The organism is Nocardia sp. NPDC055053 (genome assembly GCF_053608285.1).
Map to the genome: position 1 here is coordinate 15,595 of NZ_JBSGVD010000012.1, position 24,105 is coordinate 39,699.

Annotated in this window: 23 protein-coding genes; 12 read left to right on the plus strand and 11 right to left on the minus strand. The window is 67.8% G+C overall.

What is annotated here, in order from left to right; all coding sequences use genetic code 11:
• The first annotated feature begins 80 nt into the window (after nt 1-80).
• Nucleotides 81-1,733 (plus strand): helicase HerA-like domain-containing protein, encoded by a 1,653-nt coding sequence (locus ACWF82_RS14925; protein WP_452501464.1) that lies wholly within the window; start codon nt 81-83, stop codon nt 1,731-1,733.
• Nucleotides 1,734-1,744: 11 nt separating this feature from the next.
• Here ACWF82_RS14925 and ACWF82_RS14930 read toward each other — a convergent pair whose 3' ends face one another.
• The 3 genes from ACWF82_RS14930 to cmrA form a co-directional block, all read right to left on the minus strand.
• Nucleotides 1,745-2,059: a hypothetical protein gene (locus ACWF82_RS14930; RefSeq protein ID WP_452501466.1), complete on the minus strand. Its 315-nt coding sequence runs from the start codon at nt 2,057-2,059 to the stop codon at nt 1,745-1,747.
• A gap of 178 nt (nt 2,060-2,237) precedes the next feature.
• Nucleotides 2,238-3,533, minus strand: coding sequence for a diaminopimelate decarboxylase family protein (locus ACWF82_RS14935; protein WP_452501468.1), 1,296 nt, complete (start codon nt 3,531-3,533; stop codon nt 2,238-2,240).
• 154 nt (nt 3,534-3,687) lie between these two features.
• Nucleotides 3,688-4,491, minus strand: coding sequence for a mycolate reductase (cmrA, locus tag ACWF82_RS14940; RefSeq protein WP_452501470.1), 804 nt, complete (start codon nt 4,489-4,491; stop codon nt 3,688-3,690).
• 313 nt (nt 4,492-4,804) lie between these two features.
• Here cmrA and ACWF82_RS14945 point away from each other — a divergent pair, with 313 nt between their 5' ends.
• The gene (locus tag ACWF82_RS14945) at nt 4,805-5,917 is read left to right on the plus strand and encodes a phosphotransferase enzyme family protein (protein ID WP_452501472.1); all 1,113 of its coding nucleotides are present in this window, start codon (nt 4,805-4,807) and stop codon (nt 5,915-5,917) included.
• A gap of 194 nt (nt 5,918-6,111) precedes the next feature.
• Here ACWF82_RS14945 and ACWF82_RS14950 read toward each other — a convergent pair whose 3' ends face one another.
• Nucleotides 6,112-8,142 carry an oxidoreductase gene (locus ACWF82_RS14950; protein ID WP_452501474.1) on the minus strand — a complete coding sequence of 677 codons (2,031 nt, stop codon included), beginning with the start codon at nt 8,140-8,142 and terminating at the stop codon, nt 6,112-6,114.
• Nucleotides 8,139-8,693 carry a PadR family transcriptional regulator gene (locus ACWF82_RS14955; RefSeq protein WP_452501476.1) on the minus strand — a complete coding sequence of 185 codons (555 nt, stop codon included), beginning with the start codon at nt 8,691-8,693 and terminating at the stop codon, nt 8,139-8,141. Before ACWF82_RS14955 ends, ACWF82_RS14950 begins: the two co-directional genes overlap by 4 nt.
• Before the next feature lie 114 nt (nt 8,694-8,807).
• Here ACWF82_RS14955 and ACWF82_RS14960 point away from each other — a divergent pair, with 114 nt between their 5' ends.
• Complete coding sequence (locus ACWF82_RS14960) at nt 8,808-10,133, plus strand: MFS transporter (RefSeq protein ID WP_452501477.1); 1,326 nt, start codon at nt 8,808-8,810, stop codon at nt 10,131-10,133.
• 200 nt (nt 10,134-10,333) lie between these two features.
• Here ACWF82_RS14960 and ACWF82_RS14965 read toward each other — a convergent pair whose 3' ends face one another.
• Nucleotides 10,334-10,987, minus strand: coding sequence for a TetR family transcriptional regulator (locus tag ACWF82_RS14965; protein WP_452501479.1), 654 nt, complete (start codon nt 10,985-10,987; stop codon nt 10,334-10,336).
• Nucleotides 10,988-11,130: 143 nt separating this feature from the next.
• On the opposite strand from ACWF82_RS14965, the gene ACWF82_RS14970 reads away from it, so the two are divergent.
• From ACWF82_RS14970 to ACWF82_RS14980, 3 genes are read left to right on the plus strand one after another with little or no spacing between them, the layout of a single operon-like run.
• The gene (locus ACWF82_RS14970) at nt 11,131-12,222 is read left to right on the plus strand and encodes a ferredoxin reductase (protein WP_452501481.1); all 1,092 of its coding nucleotides are present in this window, start codon (nt 11,131-11,133) and stop codon (nt 12,220-12,222) included.
• 34 nt (nt 12,223-12,256) lie between these two features.
• On the plus strand, nt 12,257-13,405 hold the full coding sequence (locus ACWF82_RS14975; RefSeq protein ID WP_379310349.1) for a fatty acid desaturase family protein: 1,149 nt from the start codon (nt 12,257-12,259) through the stop codon (nt 13,403-13,405).
• Nucleotides 13,406-13,720, plus strand: coding sequence for a hypothetical protein (locus ACWF82_RS14980; protein WP_452501483.1), 315 nt, complete (start codon nt 13,406-13,408; stop codon nt 13,718-13,720). It begins immediately after the preceding gene.
• A gap of 3 nt (nt 13,721-13,723) precedes the next feature.
• Here ACWF82_RS14980 and ACWF82_RS14985 read toward each other — a convergent pair whose 3' ends face one another.
• Complete coding sequence (locus ACWF82_RS14985) at nt 13,724-14,254, minus strand: DUF4254 domain-containing protein (protein ID WP_452501485.1); 531 nt, start codon at nt 14,252-14,254, stop codon at nt 13,724-13,726.
• 345 nt (nt 14,255-14,599) lie between these two features.
• On the opposite strand from ACWF82_RS14985, the gene ACWF82_RS14990 reads away from it, so the two are divergent.
• Nucleotides 14,600-14,920, plus strand: a complete 321-nt coding sequence (locus ACWF82_RS14990) for a hypothetical protein (RefSeq protein ID WP_379030081.1) — start codon at nt 14,600-14,602, stop codon at nt 14,918-14,920.
• 1 nt (nt 14,921) lies between these two features.
• Here the strand turns inward: ACWF82_RS14990 and ACWF82_RS14995 are convergent, their stop codons facing one another.
• From ACWF82_RS14995 to ACWF82_RS15010, 4 genes are all read right to left on the minus strand, one after another.
• Nucleotides 14,922-15,914, minus strand: coding sequence for an ABC transporter ATP-binding protein (locus tag ACWF82_RS14995; protein ID WP_452501487.1), 993 nt, complete (start codon nt 15,912-15,914; stop codon nt 14,922-14,924).
• Between the two features lie 2 nt (nt 15,915-15,916).
• Nucleotides 15,917-16,750: an ABC transporter permease gene (locus ACWF82_RS15000; protein WP_189032919.1), complete on the minus strand. Its 834-nt coding sequence runs from the start codon at nt 16,748-16,750 to the stop codon at nt 15,917-15,919.
• Nucleotides 16,743-17,618, minus strand: a complete 876-nt coding sequence (locus tag ACWF82_RS15005) for an ABC transporter permease (RefSeq protein WP_452501489.1) — start codon at nt 17,616-17,618, stop codon at nt 16,743-16,745. The genes ACWF82_RS15000 and ACWF82_RS15005 overlap by 8 nt, the downstream gene beginning before the upstream one ends.
• Before the next feature lie 61 nt (nt 17,619-17,679).
• Complete coding sequence (locus ACWF82_RS15010) at nt 17,680-19,050, minus strand: ATP-binding protein (protein ID WP_452501491.1); 1,371 nt, start codon at nt 19,048-19,050, stop codon at nt 17,680-17,682.
• Between the two features lie 544 nt (nt 19,051-19,594).
• Here ACWF82_RS15010 and ACWF82_RS15015 point away from each other — a divergent pair.
• The 5 genes from ACWF82_RS15015 (at nt 19,595) to ACWF82_RS15035 (ending at nt 24,082) form a co-directional block, all read left to right on the plus strand.
• Complete coding sequence (locus tag ACWF82_RS15015) at nt 19,595-19,774, plus strand: hypothetical protein (RefSeq protein WP_379310343.1); 180 nt, start codon at nt 19,595-19,597, stop codon at nt 19,772-19,774.
• A gap of 369 nt (nt 19,775-20,143) precedes the next feature.
• Nucleotides 20,144-20,395 (plus strand): hypothetical protein, encoded by a 252-nt coding sequence (locus ACWF82_RS15020; RefSeq protein WP_452501494.1) that lies wholly within the window; start codon nt 20,144-20,146, stop codon nt 20,393-20,395.
• 335 nt (nt 20,396-20,730) lie between these two features.
• On the plus strand, nt 20,731-21,522 hold the full coding sequence (locus ACWF82_RS15025; RefSeq protein WP_452501495.1) for a phytanoyl-CoA dioxygenase family protein: 792 nt from the start codon (nt 20,731-20,733) through the stop codon (nt 21,520-21,522).
• A gap of 87 nt (nt 21,523-21,609) precedes the next feature.
• Entirely contained in the window at nt 21,610-22,767 is a 1,158-nt protein-coding gene (locus tag ACWF82_RS15030) for a Zn-dependent alcohol dehydrogenase (protein WP_452501497.1), read from the plus strand.
• Between the two features lie 88 nt (nt 22,768-22,855).
• Nucleotides 22,856-24,082, plus strand: a complete 1,227-nt coding sequence (locus ACWF82_RS15035; RefSeq protein ID WP_452501499.1) for a PucR family transcriptional regulator — start codon at nt 22,856-22,858, stop codon at nt 24,080-24,082.
• The last annotated feature ends 23 nt before the right edge of the window (nt 24,083-24,105 follow it).

A 24,105-nucleotide genomic window follows, 5' to 3' on the forward strand; every position in this document is an offset into this window, starting at 1 on the left:
TACAGTTTGCTTGGAATTCCCCGCAGACGTTTCGAGCATTTCTTGCGTACGGCAGTCATGACCAGACGGAGGACGCGCGAATGACCACCCCCAAGGAGAAGGCGGCAGCGGCACGCAAGGCGGCCGAGGAGGCCGCGCGGGTCGCCGCCGAAGCGGCCGCGGCGGCGGAGGCAGCGGAGAAGGAAGCCGCCGCCGACACCGGGCCGGCCGCATCCGGCGAGGCCGGGGAGATCGCCGCGGGTTACGCGTTCGACGGGCCGGCGCTCGAGCTCGGCACGGTGATGGTCGACGGTGCGGCGGATCCCGCGGCGCGCGTGCGCATTCCGCTGCGGATGATGAACCGGCACGGACTCGTCGCCGGCGCCACCGGCACCGGCAAGACCAAGACATTGCAGGGCATCGCCGAACAGCTGTCCCGCGCGGGCGTTCCCGTGGTGATGGCCGATGTGAAGGGCGACCTGTCGGGGCTGAGCGAACCGGGCGAGGACAACGAGAAGATCCGCGGCCGCGCCGCCGAGACCGGCGCGAGCGATTGGGCGCCGAGCGGGTTCCCCACCGAGTTCGTCTCGCTCGGCACCGGCGGCATCGGCGTGCCGATCCGGGCGACGATCACCTCGTTCGGCCCGATCCTGCTCAGCAAGGTGCTCGGCCTCAACGACACCCAGGAATCCACCCTCGGGCTCATCTTCCACTGGGCCGACCAGCGTGGCCTCGCACTGCTGGATCTGAAGGATCTGCGCGCGGTGATCACCCACCTCACCAGCCCCGAGGGCAAGGAAGATCTCAAGGGCATCGGCGGTGTCTCGGCGCAGACGGCGGGCGTGATCCTGCGCGCCCTGGTGAATCTGGAAGCCGAGGGCGGCGACACGTTCTTCGGCGAACCCGAACTCGACCCCGCCGACCTGCTGCGCACCGCGGGCGGGCAGGGCGTGATCACACTGTTCGAGCTCGGCCAGCAGGCGGCGCGGCCCGTGCTGTTCTCCACCTTCCTGATGTGGGTGCTCGCCGACCTGTTCCAGACGCTGCCCGAGGTCGGTGACGTCGACAAGCCGAAGCTGGTCTTCATCTTCGACGAGGCGCACCTGCTGTTCGCCGACGCGTCCAAGGCCTTCCTGCAGCAGGTCGAGCAGACGGTGAAGCTGATCCGGTCCAAGGGCGTCGGTGTGTTCTTCTGCACCCAGTTGCCCACCGACATCCCGAATCCGGTGCTGTCGCAGCTGGGCGCCCGGATCCAGCACGCGCTGCGCGCGTTCACCCCCGACGATCAGAAGGCGCTGGCCAAGACGGTGCGGACCTATCCGAAGTCGACGGTCTACGACCTGGAGGAAGCGCTGACCTCGCTGGGGACCGGCGAGGCGATCGTCACCGTGCTCTCGGAGAAGGGCGCGCCGACACCGGTCGCCTGGACCAAGATCGCGCCGCCGCGTTCGCTGATGGACACCATCGGCGACGACCGGATCAAATCCAAGGCGCTGTCGAGCGCGCTACAGGGTAAGTACGGGCAGAGCATCGATCGGGAGTCGGCCTACGAAATGCTGCTGGCCAGTGTGGCCGCCGCGGCTCCGGCGCCCGAGACGCCGCAGGCGCCGGGGCGCGCGCAAGCACCGCAGGAAGAGGACTCGGCGGCCGAGCGGATCATGAAAAACCCGGCGGTAAAGAGCTTCCTGCGGTCAGCAGCGAGCGCCGCCGGTCGCGAGATCAGTCGCAGTATCTTCGGCACCCGGCGGCGCTAGCGGAATTCGGCTCAGCTGCTACCGAACCAGCCCCAGGGGAACCAGTTGTTCCAGCCGTAGCCTCCGCCGTAGCCGCCACCGTGGCCGCGGTCACAGCGGTCATAGCCACGGCCGTACCAGTCGTTGTCACAGCGGTAGTTACGGTCGCAGTTGTAGTCACAGCGGTAGTTGCGGTCGCAGCGGTCGTAGCCGTAGCCGCGGTTCCAGTCGTTGCACCCTCCGCGATCGGTCTGTACCAGGTCGGGGACGGCGGCGGGCAGGGCGAGTGCTGGGGTCGCCGTTGCCAGTGGGAAGGTGACGGCCGCACCAACCACTGCCATACTCATGAGTAGCCGGCGTAGGCCGGTCTCGCGTGTTCCGTAGATCTTCATGGCTGCCTTTTCCGGCGCGCTCGTCCTCGGAGCCGACGCGCCGTCTGTCGAGTTGGTTGATTTTCCCCGACTTATCTGATAGTAGGCGCGCGACCGTGCCGCCACCAGACCGATGGCGGCGGAAATACCGGCTTTATTCGGCGAGTTCGCGCATCAGCAGATCCGCGGTCGTCTCCCGGCGCAGCAACTGCGTGGCGCGGCCGTCGGCGACGGCGACGATCGGCGGCCTGCCGACGGTGCGGTAGGTCGAGGCCAGCCCGTGGTGGTAGGCGCCGGTGCACGGCACGGCGAGTACTTCGCCAGGGCGCAGATCGGCGGGCAGGCGCACCCCGGTGGCGATGAGCTGCCCGGATTCGCTGTGCCTGCCCGCGACGGACGCGGTCAGCTGCGCGCCGGTCGGGTGCCGGTTGACGACGACGGCGCTGCCGTTCCCGCCGCCTTGGCCGCAGCCGTCGACGATCACCCGGGTGCCACCGTCGGTGGTCTCGGTGACGGCCAGCACCCGGTACAGGGTGACACCGGCCCTGGCGACGATCGCGCGCCCCGGCTCCATGGTGAGTGCGGGGCGCGGGAAGCGGTGCCGCGCGCAGGCCGCGTCCAGTGCGTCGTCGAGGATGTCGGCGAGCTCGTGCAGGTTGAGCTCGGCGTCACCGCTGCGGTAGGCCACCGCGTGCCCGCCGCCGATGTCGAGATGGGTGAGCGGCAGGCCGTATTCGTTGTCGATCCAGGCCATCTCGCCGATCATCCGGCGGATCGCCTCGCCGTAGTGGTCGGGATTGTGGATCTGCGCGCCGAGATGGCAGTGCAGTCCGATGAGCTGCAGGTTCGGCTGGGTGGCGATCCTGGCGACAGCGGTCTCGAACGAATCGCCGCCGAGCGGGAAACCGAACTGGGGGCCGCCGGGTACCTCGATGCCGGGCGCGACGCGCAACAGCACCCGCTGCGGTGTGGTCGCCAGCGCGGCGAGCAAGGTGATCTCGGTGAGCGAGCCGATGACGATCCGGCCGACGCCGCAGGCCACCGCGGCCTGCAGTTCGTCGAAGGTCTTGCCGTTGCCGTGCAGCACGATCCGGCGCGGTTCGATGCCGGCGGCCAGCGCCACCGACAGTTCGCCCGCCGACCCGACCTGCACGGACAGGCCCTCCTCGGCGACCCAGCGGGCCACCGCGCCGACCATCAACGCGGTGCCCGCGTAGACGATCTCGGCGTCGGGGAAGTACTTGCGGTAGGCGCGGCAGCGTTCACGCACCTCGGCTTCGTCGACCACGTGGACCGGGGTTCCGAACTGGTCGGCGAGATCGGCGAGTGCCACCGCGCCGAGGGTGATCCGGCCGTCGGCATCGTAGTGGGTGTCGGCAGGCCAGACCGCGGGGTCGAGCCGCGGCACGGTGGTCGCGCGCAACGACGGGAAGATGTCGAGCAACGTCACGGTGGTCTCCTGGGGACGCCCCCGCGCTCCGAACGGCGGGGCCGATTCCAGGACTACGCCGCCGGCAGGCCGCTGAACTCGCTGTTTACGGGTCCTTGACCACCTGGACGATATTCCTGACGGGTTGCTGACGTGGCAACCCGCCAGGCGAGTGTCAGTTACCCAGCTTCTTGTAGAACGCGCCCGCGATCGGGGCGGTCACCGCGCGCGGGCCGTAATTGCCCGCGACGCTCATGCCCTTGCTGATCAGGCCGGGCACGATGCGCATCTTGTTGCGGGCCAGCGCGTCGATGGAGACCTTGGCGGTGTACTCCGAGGAGACCCAGAGGAAATCGGGGACCATCTTGTCGACGATCGACTCGTCCTCGGGCGCCGGGGTCTCGGTGCGCACCGGACCGGGCGCGAGCAGGGTGACGTTGACGCCGCTGCCCTTGAGTTCGCCGCGCAGCGACTCGGAGAAGGTGTTGGCGAATGCCTTCGACGCCGCGTAGGTGGCGTTGTTCGGGATCGGCATATTGCCCGCGGCCGAGCCGCTGATCAGGATGCCGCCCGCCTTGCGCTCGATCATGCCGGGCAGCACGGCCAGGGTCAGGTCGTGCACGGCGGTGGCGTTGAGTTCCATCTGCGCCCGCTCGTAGGCGAAGTCCAGCTCGGCCACCGGGCCGAAGGTGGCGATGCCCGCGTTGTTGCACAGGATCGCGATATCGCGCACCGCGAGTTCGTCGACGAGACTGGCCCGCTGCGTGCGGTCGGCGAGGTCGACCGCGCGCACCTCGGCGGTGATGCCGTGCGCGAGCGTCAGCCGCTGGGCCAGTTCGGTGAGGACCTCACCGCGCCGGGCGACCAGGATCAGCGAGTAACCGCGTCCGGCCAGTTCGGCGGCCAGCGCGGTGCCGATACCGGAGGACGCGCCGGTGACGACGGCACGATTGTCTGCAGTGGGGGAGGGCAAGCTCACACGGGGAGCTTAGGGGATCGGCGTCGACCGGGCGGTGGCCACGTCGGGCGGCCGTTGCGACGCGGGTCGTCCGCGAAGGTCGCGTGATCCGGGCGCCGGGCCCATAGGCTGACACCTGTCATGACGACCGATCACCGAACCGCGCCGATCGGGATGCGCCGCTGCTGCTCACCACCGAGCCGCCGCGCACCTTCGGCTTTGCCGACCAGGCCGCCTTCTGGACCGATCTCGGGATCACCGGGGGCTGGGCGTTCTTCGCGGTGCTCATGTCGTGCGAGACCGGTCAGTCCTTCGCGAACGTGTGCCGACGGCGATGACTGATCACCACGTGTTCGGGATGGGCGATGAGCCGACGGCCGCGCCGACCTGGCCGCCGCTGACCGAGGACGAGATCGCCAGGGCTGTCGCCGCGACCTGGGGTGGACCTGAGCCCGCCGAGATCGCATGGCGCAGTGCGCGACCGCTGTCGTCGACGGTGGGCGTGCGGTTGAGCGACGGTGCGCAGGTTGTCGTGAAGCGGCTGCCGCTGCGGCTGCGCGATCAGACGGCGCTCGCCGAGGAGCACCGGTTCATGGCGCACCTGCGCAACGCGGGCATTCCGGTGCCCGAAGTGCGGTCCATCGTGGATACCGCGGCGCAGGGCGCGGCTGATCGAGTGTCCGACGGCTTCGTCTACGAAGTGCACCGTGCGGGTCTGGGGGAGGACCGGTATCGCGCCGACTTCTCCTGGACGCCGTACCGCGACCCGGCTGACGCCGCTGCGGCCGGAGCGATGCTGGCCCGATTACACCTGGCCGCAGCAGGTTTCGATGCTGAGGCGCGACCCGCGCGGCCACTGGTTGCCAGCCTGCACGGTGCAGACGCCGTGAGCGCCTTCGAGTGGCACATCGCTCGTCGCCCCGCCGTCGCCAGGTTCCTCGCCGATCGCGACTGGCGCGCCGAAATACCTGACCTGCGAGTGGATCTCACCGGTGTGGCACCGCTGTGGACGCACGGTGACTGGCACGCGACCAACCTGCTGTGGGAATCCGGCGAGGTCACCTCGGTGTTCGACTTCGGTCTCGCGGACCGTACGACTGCCGTCTTCGACCTGGCCATCGCCATCGAACGCGCTGTGGTGGACTGGGTTTCGCTCCGTGACGGCGGACCTGCGCACGTCCGCGAGGACCAGGTGCGTGCCCTGATCCAGGGGTACCGGTCGGCGCGCCCGCTCTCCGGCGCCGAACAAACCCTGCTCGCCGAGTTGCTCCCCCTCGTGCATATCGGCTACGAGCTGTCCGAGATCGACTACTTCCTGACCATCGCCGCCGAGCCACGCAACGCCGAGATCGCCTACCAGGATTGGCTACTCGGCCACTTGTCCTGGTTCCGGACACCGGCTGGACAGGAACTGTGCGCCCTCGTTCGCGATGCGACCGCCGAATAGTCTCGCCTGACGTTCGCCGCGCCTATCCGCCGAGCGCGGCGCAGCCGTCGGTGTTGATCCGCGGTCCGGCCACCGACAGCGCACGCAGGCACCGTCCTGCCCGGAACAGAACACCGCCCCGCGCACCGGATGCGAGTTCGGTGCGCGGGGCGGTGCGACGATCGTCCGTCGCGTCGGACGACCGGGTTCGGGGATTACAGGCGTGCTGCCAGGCGGGTGCCCTGGTCGATGGCCCGCTTCGCGTCGAGTTCGGCGGCCAGGTCGGCGCCACCGATGAGGTGCAGGTCGACACCGGCCGCGCGCAGCGGCTCCTCGAGTTCGCGCACCGATTCCTGGCCCGCGCAGACGATCACATTGTCGACCTCGATGACGCGCGGCTTCTCGTGCTTCTCACCGAAGCTGATGTGCAGGCCGGCGTCGTCGATGCGCTCGTAGTTCACGCCGCCGACCTGCTCGACGCCCTTGGCCTTGATCGCGGCGCGATGCACCCAGCCGGAGGTCTTGCCGAGGTCCTTGCCGAACGGGGTCGACTTGCGCTGCAGCAGCACCACGTCGCGGGCGGCGGGGGAGGGCTTGGGCTCCTTGAGCTGGCCGCGGGCCTGCTCGTCCTCGGAGTCCACGCCCCACTCCTCTTTCCACTCGTCGAGCTTGAGCGTGGGATGCCCCTCGACGGTGAGGTATTCGCTCACGTCGTAGCCGATGCCACCGGCACCGATCACCGCGACCTTCTTGCCGACCGGCTTCTCCTCCTTCACCAGCTCGGCGTAGGACAGCACCATCGGATGGTCGATGCCGGGGATGTTGGGGATGCGCGGGCGCACACCGGTCGCCAGCACCACCGAGTCGTACTTGCCCGCGATCAATTCGTCCGCGTCGACCCGCTTTTCGAGGTGCAGGGTGACACCGGTCAGCTCGATCTTGCGGCGGAAGTAGCGGATCGACTCGTCGAACTCTTCCTTGCCGGGGATGCGGCGGGCGATGTCGAACTGGCCGCCGATCTTGTCGTCGGCCTCGAACAGGTCGACGTGATGGCCGCGCTCGGCGAGGCTGACCGCGGCCGAGAGCCCGGCCGGACCGGCACCGACCACCGCGAAGCGCTTGGCCCGGCGCGTCGGCAGCAGCTGCAGCGTGGTCTCGCTGCCCGCGCGCGGGTTGACCAGGCACGACACCTTCTTGTTGCCGAAGGCGTGATCGAGGCAGGCCTGGTTGCAGGCGATGCAGGTGTTGATCTCGTCGGTGCGATCACCCTCGGCCTTGTTGGCCCATTCCGGGTCGGCCAGCAGCGGGCGGGCCAGCGAGATCAGCGCCGCGTCCCCGCGGGTGAGGATCTCCTCGGCGATCTCGGGCATGTTGATCCGGTTCGACGCGCACACCGGGATGGTCACCTTGCGGGCGATCTTGGCGGTGAACTCGACGAACGCAGCGCGCGGCACCGAGGTGACGATGGTGGGCACCCGCGCCTCGTGCCAGCCGATGTCGGTGTTGAGGATGTCGACGCCCGCGGCCTCCAATTCCTGGGCGAGGGCGATGATCTCCTCGAAGGTCTGGCCCTTCTCCACCAGTTCGGCCATCGACAGCCGGAACACGATGATGAAGTCGGGGCCGACCTTGGCGCGGATGCGCTTGGCGATCTCGACGGGCAGCCTGCGCCGGTTCTCCGGCGTGCCACCCCACTTGTCGGTGCGCTTGTTCACCCGCGGCGCGAGGAACTGGTTGATGAAATAGCCCTCACCGCCCATGATCTCGCAGCCGTCGTAGCCGGCGAACTTGGCCAGCTCGGCGCAGCGGGCGTAGTCGTCGATGGTGTTCTCGACGCCCTTGCCCGACAGCGCGCGTGGCTTGAACGGGTTGATCGCGGACTTGATCGCCGAGGCCGAAACACTGGTCGGCATATAGGAATAGCGGCCGGCGTGCAGGATCTGGATGGCGATCTTGCCGCCCTCGGCGTGCACCGCCTTGGTGATCCTGCGGTGGCGGTAGGCCTCGGTCTTGGTGGTCAGCTTGCCGCCGAACGGGAGCAGCCAGCCGGTGCGGTTGGGGGCGTAACCGCCGGTGATGATCAGGCCGACACCGCCGCGGGCGCGCTCGGCGAAGTAGGCCGCCAGCTTGTTGGTGTCCCAGGCGCGGTCTTCCAGGCCGGTGTGCATGGAGCCCATGACCACCCGGTTGCGCAGGGTGGTGTGGCCGAGGTCGAGTGGCTCGAACAGGTGGGGGTAGGCAGTCATGGGTGGTTGTCACCTTTTCGCGGTCGCAGGGCCTGCAGTACTTCGTCGCACCATTCGACGTAGCCGGACTCCGCGCGGATGCCCGCGCGCAGCACCAGATACTGATGCAGAGCGGCGCCGGAGAGCTGGTCCGGTGCCGGGAAGAACTTCTTTTCGCTGAGCAGGTACTCGTCGAGTCGCTGCGCGTGCTGGGCGCGGTGGCGGGCCACCTCGGCGCAGACGGCGTCGATGTCGCCGTACGCGGCGCCGCGGATCTTCACGCCGAGTTCGTCGTGGGACGGGCTGGACTCGGTGGGTTCGGCGATCCAGCGGGCCAGTTCGGTATGACCGGCGGGCGCGACCGAGTACACCTTCTTGTCGGGTTTTCCCTGCTGAGTCACCGATTCCACGGTCACCCAGCCGGAATCCTCCATACGCTTGAGTACCCGGTAGATCTGCTGGTGGGTGGCACTCCAGAAGTAGCCGATCGACTTGTCGAATCGGCGAGCGAGTTCATAGCCCGAGCCGGCCCGTTCACTGAGCGAGACCAGCAGCGCGTGCTCCAGTGCCATGGGACGAGAGTATCCGGAACGCGCGGTACTATGCAACCAGGTTCATATGAATGGCGGCGTGCCGAAACGCCGATGTGTCCTGCCGGGCGCCGCGATGCCCATTACGCTTCGGCCATGACCGAGGTGAACGCGTCCGAGACCGTCGGCGAGGCGGCCGGACGCGGGCAGGTGCTGGCGTGGGGGCTGTGGGACTGGGGGTCGTCGGCGTTCCAGGCCGTCACCCTGACCTTCGTGTTCTCGGTGTATCTCACCGACAAGGTCGGCGACGACCTGCCGGGCGATACTCCGGCCAGCGCCTGGCTGGGCTGGGCACTGGCCGCCGCGGGCCTGGTCGTCGCGCTCACGGCGCCGGTCTGCGGGCAGTACTTCGACGCCGTCGGCTCCAGGAAACGGGCACTGGCGACCTTGACGGCGCTCACCGTCGGCGCGATGTCGCTGATGTTCTTCGTCCGCGACGACTACCACGACCTGTGGCTCGGCCTCGCCCTGCTGGCCTTCGCCTCGGCGGTGTTCGAGCTGGCCGGGGTGCCCTACAACGCCATGATGCGGCAGGTGTCGACACCGGCCACGGTCGGGCGGGTCTCCGGATTCGGCTGGGCGATGGGCTATTTCGGCGGCATCGTGCTGCTGCTGATCTGCTACGTCGGCTTCCTGGCCGGAGACGGCGATACCCGCGGTGTGCTCGGGATACCCACCGATCAGGGCCTCAATGTCCGGCTGGCCATCGTGCTCGCCGCGGTCTGGTTCACCGCGTTCGCGCTGCCGGTGCTGTTCGCGGTACCCGAACTGCCGCGCACCACGGCCGATCCCGGCGCGGCGCGGGCCGGTCTGCTCGGTTCCTACCGCGTGCTGTGGCGTGATGTGAAGGAACTGTGGGCGCAGGACCGACACACGGTGTGGTTCCTGCTCGCCAGCGCGGTGTTCCGCGACGGCCTGGCCGGGGTGTTCACCTTCGGCGCGGTGCTCGCGGTGCAGGTGTACGGCTTCGCCGATGCCGATGTGCTGCTGTTCGGCATCGCCGCCAATGTCGTGGCCGGTGCGGCGGCGATCACGGCGGGACGCTTCGACGACCGGCTCGGGCCCAAGCGGGTGATCGTGGCCTCGCTGGTCGGGATGATCCTGTGCGGACTGGTGCTGCTGGTGGTGTCCGGCACGCTGATGTTCTGGATCTTCGGGCTCGCGCTCACCGTGTTCGTCGGGCCCGCGCAGGCTTCGGCGCGTTCGTTCCTGGCGCGCCTGGCGCCGCCGGGACGCGAGGGGCAGATGTTCGGGCTGTACACCACGACCGGGCGGGCGGTGTCGTTCCTCGCGCCCGCGCTGTTCGGGGTGTTCGTCTCGATCTTCCACAGCGACCGGGCAGGCATCGCCGGGTTGCTCGTCGTCCTGCTCGCGGGGTTGCTCGTCCTGCTGCCGGTGCGCGCGCCGGTGCGTGCGGAGTAACGGATTTGTGCGGTATCACCGACTCGATACCGCACGATCTGTGAACAGCCGTACTCCGAATCCCTACCGGCCCAGGTAATCGCCCGGCCGGACACACTGATTTCGTGCGCACATGGGTAACTCGCCGGGTACGCCCAGAACCCGGCTACTCGACCAACCGCAGGCCCGGCGCGATTCCCGGCGCCGTGCCGACGACCGGCCTAATTCTCGGGGAGGCGGGATGGCACCCAGCCGCCGATGCCCAAGGCGATCAGGCGCATCTGCATGACCGTGCGTGCGACCACCGCGGCCTCCTCGCGCGGCGAGGCGGCGACGTAGGCGGCGATGCCGTCGGTGACCGTGGTGACCAGTAGGTCGGCCGCGATCTCGAGCTCGGTCGTGCTCCAGCTGTCCAGCGCGCGCAGCCGGGACAGATCCGCCACGATCTCGCGCACGATCAGCTGCATCTCCATCGCGATCGCCTGGCGCAGCGGGGCGGGCCCGCCGTGGCGTTCGCGGATCAGGAAACCGAACAGGGCGCGCTTGGCCCGTACCTGCTCGAACACGAAGCGCACGGTATCGGCCAGATGCGCGTCCGGCTTGCGCCTGACCTCGCGCAATGCCAGCCGCAGCGCCGTCACGCCCTCGTCTACCAGCGTGGCGCCGAGATCGTCGAGCGAGGCGAAATGGCGATAGAACGCCGTGGGCACGATGCCGGCCGAGCGGGCGATCTCCCGCAGGCTCAGCGCCGCGAAGCCGCGGTCGGCGGCCAGTGTCAGGGTGCCTTCGAGGAGGGCCGCACGGGTGTGCGCCTTGCGCTCGTTGCGGGTTCCTGCCTGCTCAGTCACATCGGTGAGCATACATCCGTTCACCATAGTCGCTTCCCTGAATATGTTGCCCGCCTCACATCTTTGCCGGTTGACAGCGGGATGGGTCCATCCGGCACACTGGTGAGTGTACAGGCGTGCACTGAAATGTGAATCGCATGCCGAAGGACTTCCGCAGAGGGGCAAGACGCATGGTGGGACTGATCGATCTGGTGCAGACGCTGACGACGCCGCATCCGCTGGACCGGTACCTGGAGCTGGTCAGCCCCGCGCTCACCGCGCGGGAGCTGCGCGCCGAGGTCACCCATGTCTCGCACGCGGTGCCCGGCTCGGTGACGCTGACCCTGCGCGCGTCCCGGCAGTGGCGCGGCCACACCGCAGGCCAGTACGTGCAGATCGGCGTCTCGATCAACGGCGTCCGCCACACCCGCTGCTACTCGCCGATCGATCCGGAGAGCCGGGGTGACCGCTTCATCCAGCTGACAGTGAAGGCGCACCCGGGCGGGCTGGTGTCGAACTACCTGCACGACAACGCCAAGCCGGGCATGGTCGTCGACCTGGCGCCCGCCGCCGGCGTGTTCGCGCTACCCGGGCAGCGCCCGGACCGGGTGCTGTTGGTCAGCGGTGGCAGCGGCATCACCCCGGTGCTGTCGATGGTGCGTACCCTCGACGCGGAGGGCTTCACCGGTGAAGTCACCTTCCTGCACTACGCGCGTCAGCCCGAGATGGTGCCGCACCGGGCCGAGCTGACCGCGATCGCCAACCGCCGCCCCAACTTCCGGGTGGAATACCGGTACCCGGTCGAGCCGGGCGCCGTGGTGAACGGCGAAACCTCCACCGGCAGTGGGTTCTTCGACTACGACGAGCTCGAGCGGGTCGCCCCGTGGTTCGCCGAAGCGCAGACCTTCGTCTGTGGGCCGCCGCCGCTGATGCGGGCCGTGCGGACCATCTTCGAGGCCGAGGGTCTCGCCGACCGCGTGCACAGCGAGGAGTTCACCCTCACCACCGTCCCGGCCGACCCGGCCGAGGCCACCGGCACCATCACCTTCTCCGGCAGCGACGTCGCCGCCGACAACACCGGAGCATCGCTGCTCGACCAGGCCGAATCCGCGGGCCTGACCCCGGAATACGGCTGCCGCATGGGGATCTGCTTCTCCTGCACCGCGACCAAGGTCTCCGGCTGCACCCGCAACCTGCGCACCGGCGAACTCGACGCCGACCCCGACAAGCAGATCCAGATCTGCGTGAACACCGCGGTCGGCGACGTCGACATCGCCCTCTAGACAACCGATCAACCAACGAAGGGGAGATACAGCCATGACGATCCTCACCGAAGGCAAAGACGGCCCGGTCATCCTGACCCCGGAGCAGGTCGAGGAGCTCGGCCAGGCGCTCGACGACCTGCGCGCCCGCGTCGAAGCCGACCTGGGCGAACGCGACCGCGACTACATCTACAAGATCATCAAGACCCAGCGTGGCTTCGAGATCGCCGGCCGCGGGCTGATGTACCTGGGCTTCCTGCCGCCGTTCTGGCTGGCGGGCGTGGCGGCGCTCGGTGTGTCGAAGATCCTCGACAACATGGAGATCGGCCACAACGTCATGCACGGTCAGTACGACTGGATGCGTGAGCGCGGCATCAACTCCCGCGAATTCGACTGGGACACGGTCTGCCCGGCCGACCAGTGGAAGCACTCGCACAACTACATGCACCACACCTACACCAACGTCCACGACATGGACCGCGACATCGGTTACGGCATCCTGCGCATCGACGAGGGCCAGAAGTGGAACCCCTACTACCTGGGCAACCCGATCTACGCCTTCCTGCTGATGGTGCTGTTCGAGTGGGGCGTGATGGTGCACGACCTCGAGGCCGACAACATCATCAAGGGCAAGCGCAAGTGGTCCGACCTCAAGCCGCTGCTCAAGGGGCAGGGCAAGAAGGCGGGCAAGCAGGTCCTCAAGGACTATGTCGTCTTCCCCGCGCTGACCGGCCCGCTGTTCCTGCACACCCTGGCCGGCAACGCCGCCGCCAACCTGGTGCGCAACCTGTGGACCTTCTCGATCATCTTCTGCGGCCACTTCCCGGCTGGTGTACAGACGTTCACCAAGGAGGAGACCGAGGTCGAGACCCGCGGTGAGTGGTACGTCCGGCAGATGCTCGGCTCGGCCAACATCAAGGGCTCCAAGCTGTTCCACATCATGTCGGGCAACCTGTCGCACCAGATCGAGCACCACCTGTTCCCCGACATCCCGGCCAACCGGTACCCGGAGATGGCGCCCGAGGTGAAGGCGCTGGCCGAGAAGTACGGTCTGCCCTACAACACCGGCCGTTTCGCCAAGCAGATCGGCTCGGTCTGGGCCAAGATCTTCCTGCTGTCGGTGCCGGATCGCTTCGTCAAGAGGGCGCCGACCCCCGGTGTTATCGTTGTGCGTAATCGGAAGGCAACCGAAGTGGGCGTGTAAATGATCGGGAAATTCGAAAGCAACAAAGATCTTGTCCAGGAATTGACGTCCTCCGGTGCCCGGCATGTCGGCAATATCGCGACATTGATCACCGGAGTGGTGGCCGAGGTCGCGCGGGAGATCGGCGAGTTCGTCACCGACGCGATCGAGATGAACGAGGCCGCCGCGGCCGCCCGCCGTGATGCCGAGCAGCAGCTCGACGACGAGCGTGCCGCCGGCGCGTTCGTCGAGGCCGAGACCGAGGACGTCCCGGTCGGCGAGGACGCCGGGGTCGAGACGGTGTTCGTCGAGGCCGAGGTCACCGACAAGAACTGAGCGTCACCACACCGGCAACCGCCTGCGGTGCTCGGTGACATCGGTGATCAGATCCCGGTAGCCGTCGGTCAATTCGGCCAGCCGGGACCAGTGCAGATGGATCCGGGCCTCCCACTGCCGCGGTGTCGTCGGCTCGACCGGATCGCCGCCCAGCGCCTGCTGGGCGGCGATCCATTTCGCTGCCATCCGGTCGATCACCGCGCCGAGGGTCTCGGTGTGCAGGGAAGCGCCCTCCCGGTGCGCCACATTGGCGGCGACCCACTCGTCGATGCGGGTGATGAGGGCGGCGCGATCGTGGTCGATGTCGTCGATGAGCCTGCCGCAGGCCGCGACCCGGCTGCTCGGCGCCTCCGGCGCGCGCGCCGCCTCGATCGCCGAGCGCCTGCGCTCGTGGCAGCGGGCCAGCCTGCCTGCCGCGTCGAGCACCCGGTGCCGCAGCGGGTCGGGATCACTGGATTCCAGAAAAGCCCGCAACAGCGCCGAGGGCGGCGGGAGTTGCGCGGCATCCACACGATGGCCGGGATCGGTCGGCATGGTGCACGCCCCTGAATACGCTGAATTCGAGCTTGGATACGCCAGAGCCGGGGAGGATTCGGGGGAGGTCCACTCCCCGGCGCCGGCGTAGCCCCGCCCGGGCGTCGACGAATATCCGCGACGCTGCGGTGAGGAAGACGGCCCGGGGAAAAATCGGGACCCTCTCAGGAAAGCGCGATTCGGCGCGGCCGCGCAATAGTGGGGTGTACAAATTCCGGGGTCGGCGGAAATTGTTATCGACCGTTACAACGGGGTCACCACGCGACGTCCCCCGTGTTACCCACCGGCGCATTTCCGGCAATCGGATCACCGCGGACACCCCCGCATGCACTAACCTCGACAAATGTGCCCGCCTATGTGTCCTCACCCGAGCTGACCTTCGGGTTCCTGTTCGCCCTGGAAGACCCGCAGCGAATCGCCGACGTCGTCGGCGACCTCATGGAGCGCCGCGCGGTGTCGGTGTTCCGGATCGCGCGGCTGTCCGACGACGACGGACCGCCCGAGCGCTATGTCGTGAACTGGGCCGCCATCCCGCAGATCTCGATCACCACCAGCGCACCGGAGGACTCCGACCTGCAAGCGCAGCGGATCATGCTGGTCAACGCCTTTCTCGGCGAGAGCGGCGAGATCAGCCTGTACTCCGGAAATCCGAACGCGCCGAGCTGAATCAGCGCGCCGACTCGTAGATCCGGCGCACCACGTCCTCGATCCCGGGCTCCTCGATCGACAGATCGCGCACCTGCGCCCGATCCGACACCGACGCCAGCAGCTCCGCCGCCGTGGTGTGCTCGGCGTCGAAGGCCAGCCGCTGACGCATGCCGCCCGCCTCGCTGGACAGCAGTTGCGCGCCGCACGGCAGATCGTCGAGATCCGGTGTCGGCGCGGCCAGATCCACCACGAGTACCCGGCGGGCGCCGACGGTGGCACCGAGTCCGGTCAGTGAACCGTCGTACACCAGTCTCCCGTGATCGACGACGAGGACCCGATCGCAGAGCCGCTCGATATCGCCCATGTCGTGGGTGGTGAGCAGCAGCGTCGTCCCGCGTTCGATCCGCTCGGCCCGCAGGAATTCGCGCAGCCGCTGCTTGGACAGCACGTCGAGGCCGATCGTCGGCTCGTCCAGGATCACCAGTTCCGGCGAATGCAGCAGCGCGGCAGCCACTTCGGCGCGCATGCGCTGACCGAGCGAGAGCTGGCGCACCGGGGTGTCGAGTGTATCGGCCATCTCGAGCTGCTCGACCAGCTCGTGCGTGCGCTTGTCGGCGATGTCGGGATCGAGGCGGTGGATCGCCGCCAGGATCGAAAACGATTCGTGCAGCGGCAGATCCCACCACAGCTGGGAGCGCTGCCCGAAAACGACGCCGATCCGCGAGGCCAGCTCCTTGCGCTGGCGCACCGGCTCCAGGCCGCAGGTGCGCACGGTCCCGGTGGTCGGCACCAGGATGCCGGTGAGCATCTTGATCGTCGTCGACTTGCCCGCGCCGTTGGCGCCGATATAGCCGACCGCCGTCCCGCGTTCGATCCGGAAACTCATCCGGTCGACGGCGGTGATTCTGTCCCGGTGTCTGCGCCAGCGGCTGCCGTTCTTGCGGTAGACCGTGAACTGCCGGGTGAGGTCGTCGATGTCGATGATCGGTTCCGACCCGCTGTGTTCGTCCATCGTTATCCCCCTCCTCCCTGATAGTGCCTCGTCCCTATCCGCCACGCCGCGAACGCCAGCAACCACACCCACGCCGCCGCGACCGGTGTCAGCCAGGCCGACCACGCGGGCAACAGCGGCGGTCCAGGGAGACCGAGCAGCGCTATCGTCGGCACGTAGGCGGTGAACGCGACGGGAATCGCGAACCCGAACAACAGCTTCAGCGGCGCGGGGAACACCGAAGCAGGCTGCATCGCGGCGAACGATCCGCCGTAGGTGAAGCTGTTGGTGAGCTCGGCACCGTCGATCAGGAAGAACTGTAGTCCTGCTGCGCATACGAAAAGGCCACAGAACAGCGCGATTCCACTCAGCAGGGTGATCACGATCAAGGTAACCGGTGCGATGCCCCAGTCGATTTCGTTGCGCCACAACCCGACGGCGAGCACGATCACCGCGACGGCGGCGCGTGCGAGCCTGCGTAACGAGATGTCGCTGGTGATCAGCTGGAGCAGCAGCGGTTGCGGGCGCAGATGGTAGGCGTCGAGTGTGCCCATCCTGATCATCGCAGGCAGCGAGTCCAGATGCCCGACCAGCACCTGGGCCAGCGCGAACGAGGTGTTGGACAACCCGAACAGCAACAGGGCCGCATTGGTGTCGAGACCGCCGAGCGTGCCGACATTGTGGAAGATCACCCACACCTCGGCGAACTCGACCAGCCCGATGAGGAAGGCGCTGAACACCTCGGTGGCGAACGAGAGCCGGTACACCTGCTGTGCTTTCACACGCGAACGCAATACTGCGAGATAGGGGGTGAACCAGGTCCCGGACACGATGCGCGCGGAATCGGGTTCAGCCACCCTGTACCTCCAGCCTGCGTTGTCCCGCGCGCAGCAACACTCTGCCGACAAGTCCGATCAGCAGGACCCAGAAGCCTTGCACCGCAACGGTTATCACGGCATCCACTCCGGTTACCCGCCCCGACAGCGTATCGATCGGGGCTTGCAGGATGGAGGGGAACGGGGTGACCATGGCGATGGTCCGCAGCCAGTCGGGAAACATGTGAACCGGGACGAAAAGCCCTGCGAGGAAGGTGCCGACGATCTGGTACAGCACCCGGATTCCGCGTATCTCCACCACCCAGAACCCGATCAGCGCCACCGCGAACAGGCACAGGAACGACAGCGCCACCGCCAGTAGCACGCTGATCAGACCGAGTAGATAGGCCACCGGCGTCGTCGGCATCGACAGGCCGAAGGTCGCCGCGCCGATGACGATGCTCGGCACGCCGCGCGGCAGGAAGGTGCAGGCGGCCCTGCCCATGTCGGTGGCCAGGTAGCCGAACTGGACGTCGACCGGGCGCAGGAAATCGATGGCGACGTCACCGGTCTTGATCCGCTCGACCAGGTCGATCGGCGGCCCCATGAACTGCGTCGCGCCGAGCAACGCCTGCGACAGCCACACGTAGGCGCCGATGGTTCCCTCGTCGTAGCCGCCGAAATCGCCCGCGGCGCGCACCGCGGCCACCATCACCGCCGCGCGGACGAAACCGAACACACAGTTGGTGAACAGCCCGGCGAACATCGCCAGCTTGTACTGCGCCTGCCGTTTGAACCCGGCCCGCGCCAGCTTCCAGTACACCCCGGCAGAGCTCGGCCTGCGACGACGGAACGGACGGTGGCACACCGCGATGGCTAGTCGGCCGTCCCCCTCCGCATCGCCCCGCACAATCAGTCAACTCTAGGCCGCCCCACCGTGATCCGGACGAAAACGGCACTATCGCGACTGCTCAGCGCATCGGCACCCCGACGTCGCTGCCGCCCTCCGGCGTGACCCGCTGGTTCACCTTCACCAGGGCGGGCGCTGGGACGAAACCACCGGCGAACAGGGCCTCGCCCTGGCGGAACCAGGGGGAGCGGTCGAGCAGGGCCGACGGCGCGTAGCCGAAGTAGGTGCCGAGTTCGGCGAGGTCGACGGGCGAGGTCATCTTCATCAGGGCGAGGTTGTCGCACTGGGAGATGATGCCGGGGTGCACCTTCGACGGCCGCTGCGTCGAGAGCAGCAGCCAGAGGCCGAATTTGCGGCCCTCGGCGGCGATCTGGATCAACCGCTCGCGCACCGCGACGGCGATCGGCGAATCCAGTTGCGGCGAGGCCAGATTGTGCGCCTCGTCGATGACGAGCAGGACGGGACGCCGTTCCTCGCGCCGCGCCCAGAGGTCGTCGAGCAGGGCCAGTGCGATGACGAGTTGCTGTGCGGCCGTGGAGAATCCGCCCAGGTCGAGAACAGTGGCATCGGGTCGCTCGTCGACGACCTCGGTCACCGCCCGATCCTGGCGTGCCCACACCTCCCAGTCGAGCAGACCCAGGTTCTCGATCCGCATGGCGAGACGCCGCTGTGCCGCGGACTCCGAGCCTCGCAGGTCGGGCAGGGCGTCGTCGAGTTCGGCGGCGGCGAGCTGGTCGGCGAGATGGAGCAGCTCGCTGAACTCCTCCCGGTCGGCGATCGGATCGATCTGCAGGATCGCGGCTTTGGAGGTCAGCGGCAGCGCGGTGAACCTGGCACGCAACGGCTGCCCGGAGTGCGGGCGCAGCACCCGGATGTCGCGGGCGCGCAGCGCGTCGGCGGTGGGGCCGCTCGCGTCCGTGGCTGTCTCGCCGAGCCGGACGAAATCGGAATTGGGGTCGAAGATCACCACGGGCAGCGCGGTGTGCGCGATCACCTGCTCGAGCACGACACCGAGCGCGTAGGTCTTGCCGGAACCGCTCTGACCGCACCAGAAGGTGTGCCGATTGAACCGCTTGGGGAGCAGCCGGGCCGGTCCACCGGGCGGGGTGAGGTTCACCCCGACGTCGAGCAGGGCGCCGGTCGTCTCGTGCAGGGTCTGGACGGTTTCCGCGTCGACCAGTTCGACGGCGCCGTCGGTGAACGGATAGCCGACGCGCACGTCGATGCCGTTGTCGACCAGCTCGCCGATCAACCGGCCGCGCAGACGGACCGGTGAGGTCTCCGACCGTTCCTCGACGAGGACGAGCTGACGGCGATCGGCCGCGACGATCACGGCCAGTGAACCGGCGACGAGCGCGCTGCCGGTGGCATCGGTGACTACGAACGAGCGGCCGTCGTCGGACCGCGCACTGGGCTGGCTATTGGTCGGCACCCAGCGATCTTCTCACCTGACCCCGGTATCGGGGCCTGATAGCTATGCGACAGCTACCGGAATGTCGTCAGTGCTCCGGGAAACCGGTGGCGAACAGGATCGCAATGATCACGGAGCTGACCACGGAAATGGCGAGAATAGTCCACATGAGGGGAAGGTTACCCGTACCCGGGGAAACGGAATCCACCGGGCACGGGCCGCCCGTCCCGATGGTCGGCCAGCTCCCAGGGCGGCCCGCTACCGGGGCAACTCCGGCGTCATCGGCGCCGACCTGCGCAACGAGGTGCGGCGCGACACCTGGGACGATCCGAACTGGGGTCTCGGCGACAACGCCTGGGACAGCGGTGCGCACAAACTCGTCTGCCCCGACGACCAGCGTTTGATCGGCATCAGCTCCCGCGGCCAGGGTGGGCTGTGCACCGACGCGAGCTCTGGCAGCCGGGCACCACGGCGGTCAAGGTCGACTCGGAGCGGGTCGGCACCCTCACGGCCCTGATTCGCCCGGGGCATTGGCACCGCCGCGTCGTCAGCGGACACTGGAGGAATGGTTGACAGGGAGCAACGCACACCCTTCTACGGGGTGGTGCTGATTATCGCGGCGCTCGGTGCGTCGATGGCGGTCAGTTTCTACGGGCCGACCTGGTTCCGCGTCACGGTCTACATCCTCACGGTGATGGTCGTCCTGGTCGGCGGAGTCATGACGTTCCGGGACTACTCGCACTGACGTAGCGCATACGCAGACACGTCGCCCCGGCACACCAGGGGCGACGAGTACCGATGCGGGCACCCCCCATACCGGCTGCTGCGCGAGTTCCTGGCGGCCCTGACCTGACAGCGTGGTCCTGACCAGGGTGTGGCCCCGCCGGTCCCTGGTCGCGGCGCAAACCGTCGCGTTGCGTGCCCGCTCCGGGCGGGTGCCGGCGCGTGGACTGCCCCGCATCACCCCGGTTCCGTCCTGGACAGACCTGGTTCACTGTTGTCGATCCGGTCGGCAACTCCGTCATCTACCTGCAGCGCGACATTCCACAACTCGAATACGGTGGAGCGCGAGCGCTCTCAGGGCTGGCAGGCGGAGGCTCGAGTGAGGAGATAGGTGTTGAACTCCGTGGGGACGCTGTATCGGGAACTGGCCAGTCAGTTCGCCGAGCGGCTCGCCCACAGTGACTCCGCCACAAAGGAACTCGCCTTCCGCAACCGCGTCGCGGTCAGGTTGTGGGTCGAGAACGACGCCATCTGTGCCGAACTCGATTCGCTCCAGGGCGGCCCGGAGCTGTGGATCCTCGTCCCCGGTAGCGACGACATCGACGAATTCGTCGACGCCGTCGCCGACGCCTCCGACTGCTGAACCCCAGTGAGGACGGCCGCACAGTCACGTCGCGCCGAACCAGCGCGCTCACGAGCAGTGCGTCACCTGAGGTGTGCAGCGTGCACCAAGCTCAGGTGCAGGTAGGGGCACGACGCTGTGTCGGGGAGGCCCTCGCCGCGGGCACAGTGACAACACACCGCCGATACGCGCAGTGCTGAGCACATACATCAGCAGCGGCAGAGCGCCTGTGCGGCGGAGTTCACTGAACAGTCAACATGAAGGTGAGGGCTACCATGACGTCGACGGCAGAGAGTCGGCCACAGGGCTTGCGGAAAGTCGCGCGGTCGACAGACGTGCGGGAGATACTCGAGATCGTGGCTGAGGACGGGGCTGTGGTCATCAGTGAGTTCCTGTCCGCAGATCAGGTTCGGCGGTTCAATGCCGAGCTCGACCCCGCCCTGGCAGGCACTTCGGCGGGATCGGAGCACTGGAACCCGATCGTTCAGGAGTTCCACGGCGCGAATACCAAGCGCATGACTGATCTGGTGACGCACAGCCCGATATTCGGCAGCGAGATTCTCGACGATGATCTTCTCCACGCCTTGGGCGACGGGACTTTCCACGAGCAGCTCGGGGACTGGTGGCTCTCGACCGGACAGGTCATTCAGATCGGCCCCGATAACCGGGCTCAGTTCTTGCATCGCGACAACGAGAACTATCCGGCCTTCGCCGCCATGGGCAAGTCAGCACCCGAGGTATGCGCCAATCTGCTTGTCGCATTGACCGATTTCACCGACGAGAACGGTGCGACCCGCGTTCTTCCCGGCACTCATCTGGCCGACGATTTCGGTGATCGCGGAGTGCCCGACGAGACCATTCCGGCTGAGATGAGCGCCGGTGACGCTCTGTATTTCTCCGGAAAAGTGCTGCACGGTGGCGGCGAGAATCGAACCCGTAACCAGTGCAGACGGGCAGTGAGCATCGCGATCCAAGGGTCGTTCCTGACCCCGGAGGAAGCGCACGCTCTGCTGATCGACCGCGACACGATTCGAGGGCTGCCAGCGCGGGTGCAGAAATTGCTCGGGTTCCGGTCGCAGTTTCCGCTCGGATCGCCCGGCCTGTGGATGGCCGACGCGCACGAGATCGCCGATCGCCTGGGTCTGTAAGGCGTCGTTTCGACGGTCCTCCACGGCGGCCGACCACAGTGGGCCGCCGTGTAGCAAACCTCAGATTCACGAATCAGGAAGTATCGCATGCATACTCACGACACCGCGCGCTCGCGGCCCGTTCGCATTCGTGCCGTTGTCCTCGACGCCGACGGCCACATTGTGCTGAAGGATGTCGACCTCGCGCCCCCCGGCCCAGGCGAAGTGCGGGTACGGATCGCCGCCGCCGGGGTCTGCCACTCCGATCTGCATGTCACCGCCGGCGCGTGGCCGGTGCCCCGGCCGCTCGTGCTCGGCCATGAGGGATCGGGTGTGGTGACCGCGGTCGGAGAAGGCGTCGACGAGTTGGACATCGACGACCACGTCGTGTTGTCGTGGGTGCCGGGATGCGGGCACTGCCGCACCTGTCGAGCCGGACGGCCCGCGCAGTGCTCACTGGTGGCGTCCACTGTCGCGCCCGGCGGCGTGCTGTACGACGGTACGACCCGCTTGTCGGACGCGAGCGGCCCCATTCACCACTATCTCGGAGTGTCGTCGTTCGCCGAGGAAGTCGTGGTCCCGGTTTCCGGCGCCATCAAGGTCCGTGATGACGCCCCGCTCGAGGACGTCGCGATCATCGGCTGCGCCATCGCGACCGGTGTCGGTGCGGTACGCAACACCGCGGCAGTCCGGCCGGAGTCCACCGTTGCCGTGATCGGCTGCGGCGGAGTCGGTCTGGCGTGCATCCAGGGCGCAAGACTGGCGGGGGCAACCCGCATCGTCGCGGTCGACGTCGTGGCCGACAAGCTCGAGCTGGCCATCACGCTGGGAGCTACCGACACCGTCGACGCCGCCGCGGTGCCCGACGTGGTTGCCGCGCTCCGTTCGGTCATACCCGACGGCTACGACTACGTGTTCGACGCGATCGGCAAGATTCGTACCACCGAGCAGGCCATCGCCGCACTCGGCCTCGGCGGCGCGGCGGTGATCGTCGGCCTGCCCGCTCTAGGTGAACACGCGACATTCGACCCACTCGCGCTCGCCGAAGCCGACCAGCGCATCCTCGGCTGCAACTACGGCTCGTCCATCCCACACCGCGACATCCCGGAGCTGGTGGACGAAATGATGGCCGGCCGCCTCGATCTGGTGTCGATGATCTCCGCTCGTCGGCCGTTGTCGGAAGCTGCCGACGCCCTCGCCGACCTGGCCGCCGGGCACGCCCTGCGCCAACTACTGCTGCCCGACCGGGACGCCGTCGAGGGCTGAGGGACTACCGCAGGCCTGGATGGGCCGCATCGTGCCGATTCTCGGAGAGTCGGGTGCAATCGAGTCGCCGATGGTGAACAGTGCATCCATGGAGGAGCTGTGGCCGGTGCCTAGCGAGCGGGTATGCGCGCTGATGCGCGGCGTCGCCGAACGTATCCTGCCCTCGGCGGATGAAGCTGTCGACGAAGTGTTCTCCGCGTCCCAACTCGGTACTCGGTACCGGTTCATCGTGGAAGATCCCGTGCTTGCCGTCGGCGACCGACGCATGAACAAGACCTATCTCATTCACTGGCTCACCGCGACCATCAACAACCCCGGTCGGCGAGTACCACCGTGTGAGGATCCAGAGACCTTGAAGTTCGCCCGCGATCTTGTGCGGCGAGGAATGGACACCAGCGATCTCGGCTCGTGGCGTGGCGCCCAGCGCGTCGCGTGGCGACGGTGGACAGAGGAATGTTTCGCCGCCACCAGCGATCACGACCTGTTGCGTGAGGTGCTCCAAGTGTCCGGGTATTCGATCACGACCTTCGTCGATGATTCGATGGCCGCGCTCGCCGACTATGTCGAGGAGGAGCGCACCGACCTGGCCCGCAGCGCTCACGCCGAACGCCAGGCAACTGCCCAGTTGTTGCTCGAGGGCGCACCGATCAGTCGTGCGCGCGCCGAGGCACGGCTCGGGTACGCCCTCACCGGCAGCCATGTGGCGGCGATCGTCTGGGTGGACTCCACCGAGGCGGCTACCGCACTCGAGTCCGCGGCCGAGCAGGTGATGCGGGCGTGCGGCGCCGGTAGGCGTTTGACGTTGGTCGCGAGCACCGCCGCCCTGTGGTTGTGGATTCCCGCCGATCAGGTTCCGCCGGCGTCGACGATGCGGCCGATGCTGGATGAATTGCCGGGCGTCCGGGTGGCGTTGGGCCGGGCCGCACGAGACATCGAGGGTTTTCGCCGCACTCATCTTGATGCGGCGACCGCGCAGCGGGTCCTGGCGCGGCTGGGCTCGGTTCGACGGATTGTGCGATACGAGGACATCCAGCTCGTCGCGGCCTTGTCTGCCGATATGGCCCAAGCCGAACAGTTCGTCGCCGATACCCTCGGCGATCTCGCGACCGCCGACGCTGTCCTGCGCGAAACGGCGCTCGCCTACGTGCAAGAGCGATTCAACGCCACCAGCACCGCGGAGCGCTTGTTCACCCACCGCAACACCATCGAGCGACGAATTGCCCGCGCAGACCGGCTGCTACCGCAACCGCTGGTCCGGAACGCGACCAGTGTGGTCGCCGCGCTGATGTATCTGCAGTTGCGCGACGACCGTTGACCGGGCGGCCGGCAGTGGCGTTG

Coding starts and splice junctions, on each gene's coding strand:
- ACWF82_RS14925 (WP_452501464.1), top strand. CDS start 81: ATGACCACCCCCAAGGAGAAGGCGGCAGCGGCACGCAAGGCGGCCGAG.
- ACWF82_RS14930 (WP_452501466.1), bottom strand. CDS start 2,059: ATGAGTATGGCAGTGGTTGGTGCGGCCGTCACCTTCCCACTGGCAACG.
- ACWF82_RS14945 (WP_452501472.1), top strand. CDS start 4,805: ATGACTGATCACCACGTGTTCGGGATGGGCGATGAGCCGACGGCCGCG.
- ACWF82_RS14950 (WP_452501474.1), bottom strand. CDS start 8,142: ATGACTGCCTACCCCCACCTGTTCGAGCCACTCGACCTCGGCCACACC.
- ACWF82_RS14955 (WP_452501476.1), bottom strand. CDS start 8,693: ATGGCACTGGAGCACGCGCTGCTGGTCTCGCTCAGTGAACGGGCCGGC.
- ACWF82_RS14960 (WP_452501477.1), top strand. CDS start 8,808: ATGACCGAGGTGAACGCGTCCGAGACCGTCGGCGAGGCGGCCGGACGC.
- ACWF82_RS14965 (WP_452501479.1), bottom strand. CDS start 10,987: ATGGTGAACGGATGTATGCTCACCGATGTGACTGAGCAGGCAGGAACC.
- ACWF82_RS14970 (WP_452501481.1), top strand. CDS start 11,131: ATGGTGGGACTGATCGATCTGGTGCAGACGCTGACGACGCCGCATCCG.
- ACWF82_RS14975 (WP_379310349.1), top strand. CDS start 12,257: ATGACGATCCTCACCGAAGGCAAAGACGGCCCGGTCATCCTGACCCCG.
- ACWF82_RS14980 (WP_452501483.1), top strand. CDS start 13,406: ATGATCGGGAAATTCGAAAGCAACAAAGATCTTGTCCAGGAATTGACG.
- ACWF82_RS14985 (WP_452501485.1), bottom strand. CDS start 14,254: ATGCCGACCGATCCCGGCCATCGTGTGGATGCCGCGCAACTCCCGCCG.
- ACWF82_RS14995 (WP_452501487.1), bottom strand. CDS start 15,914: ATGGACGAACACAGCGGGTCGGAACCGATCATCGACATCGACGACCTC.
- ACWF82_RS15015 (WP_379310343.1), top strand. CDS start 19,595: ATGGTTGACAGGGAGCAACGCACACCCTTCTACGGGGTGGTGCTGATT.
- ACWF82_RS15030 (WP_452501497.1), top strand. CDS start 21,610: ATGCATACTCACGACACCGCGCGCTCGCGGCCCGTTCGCATTCGTGCC.
- ACWF82_RS15035 (WP_452501499.1), top strand. CDS start 22,856: ATGGAGGAGCTGTGGCCGGTGCCTAGCGAGCGGGTATGCGCGCTGATG.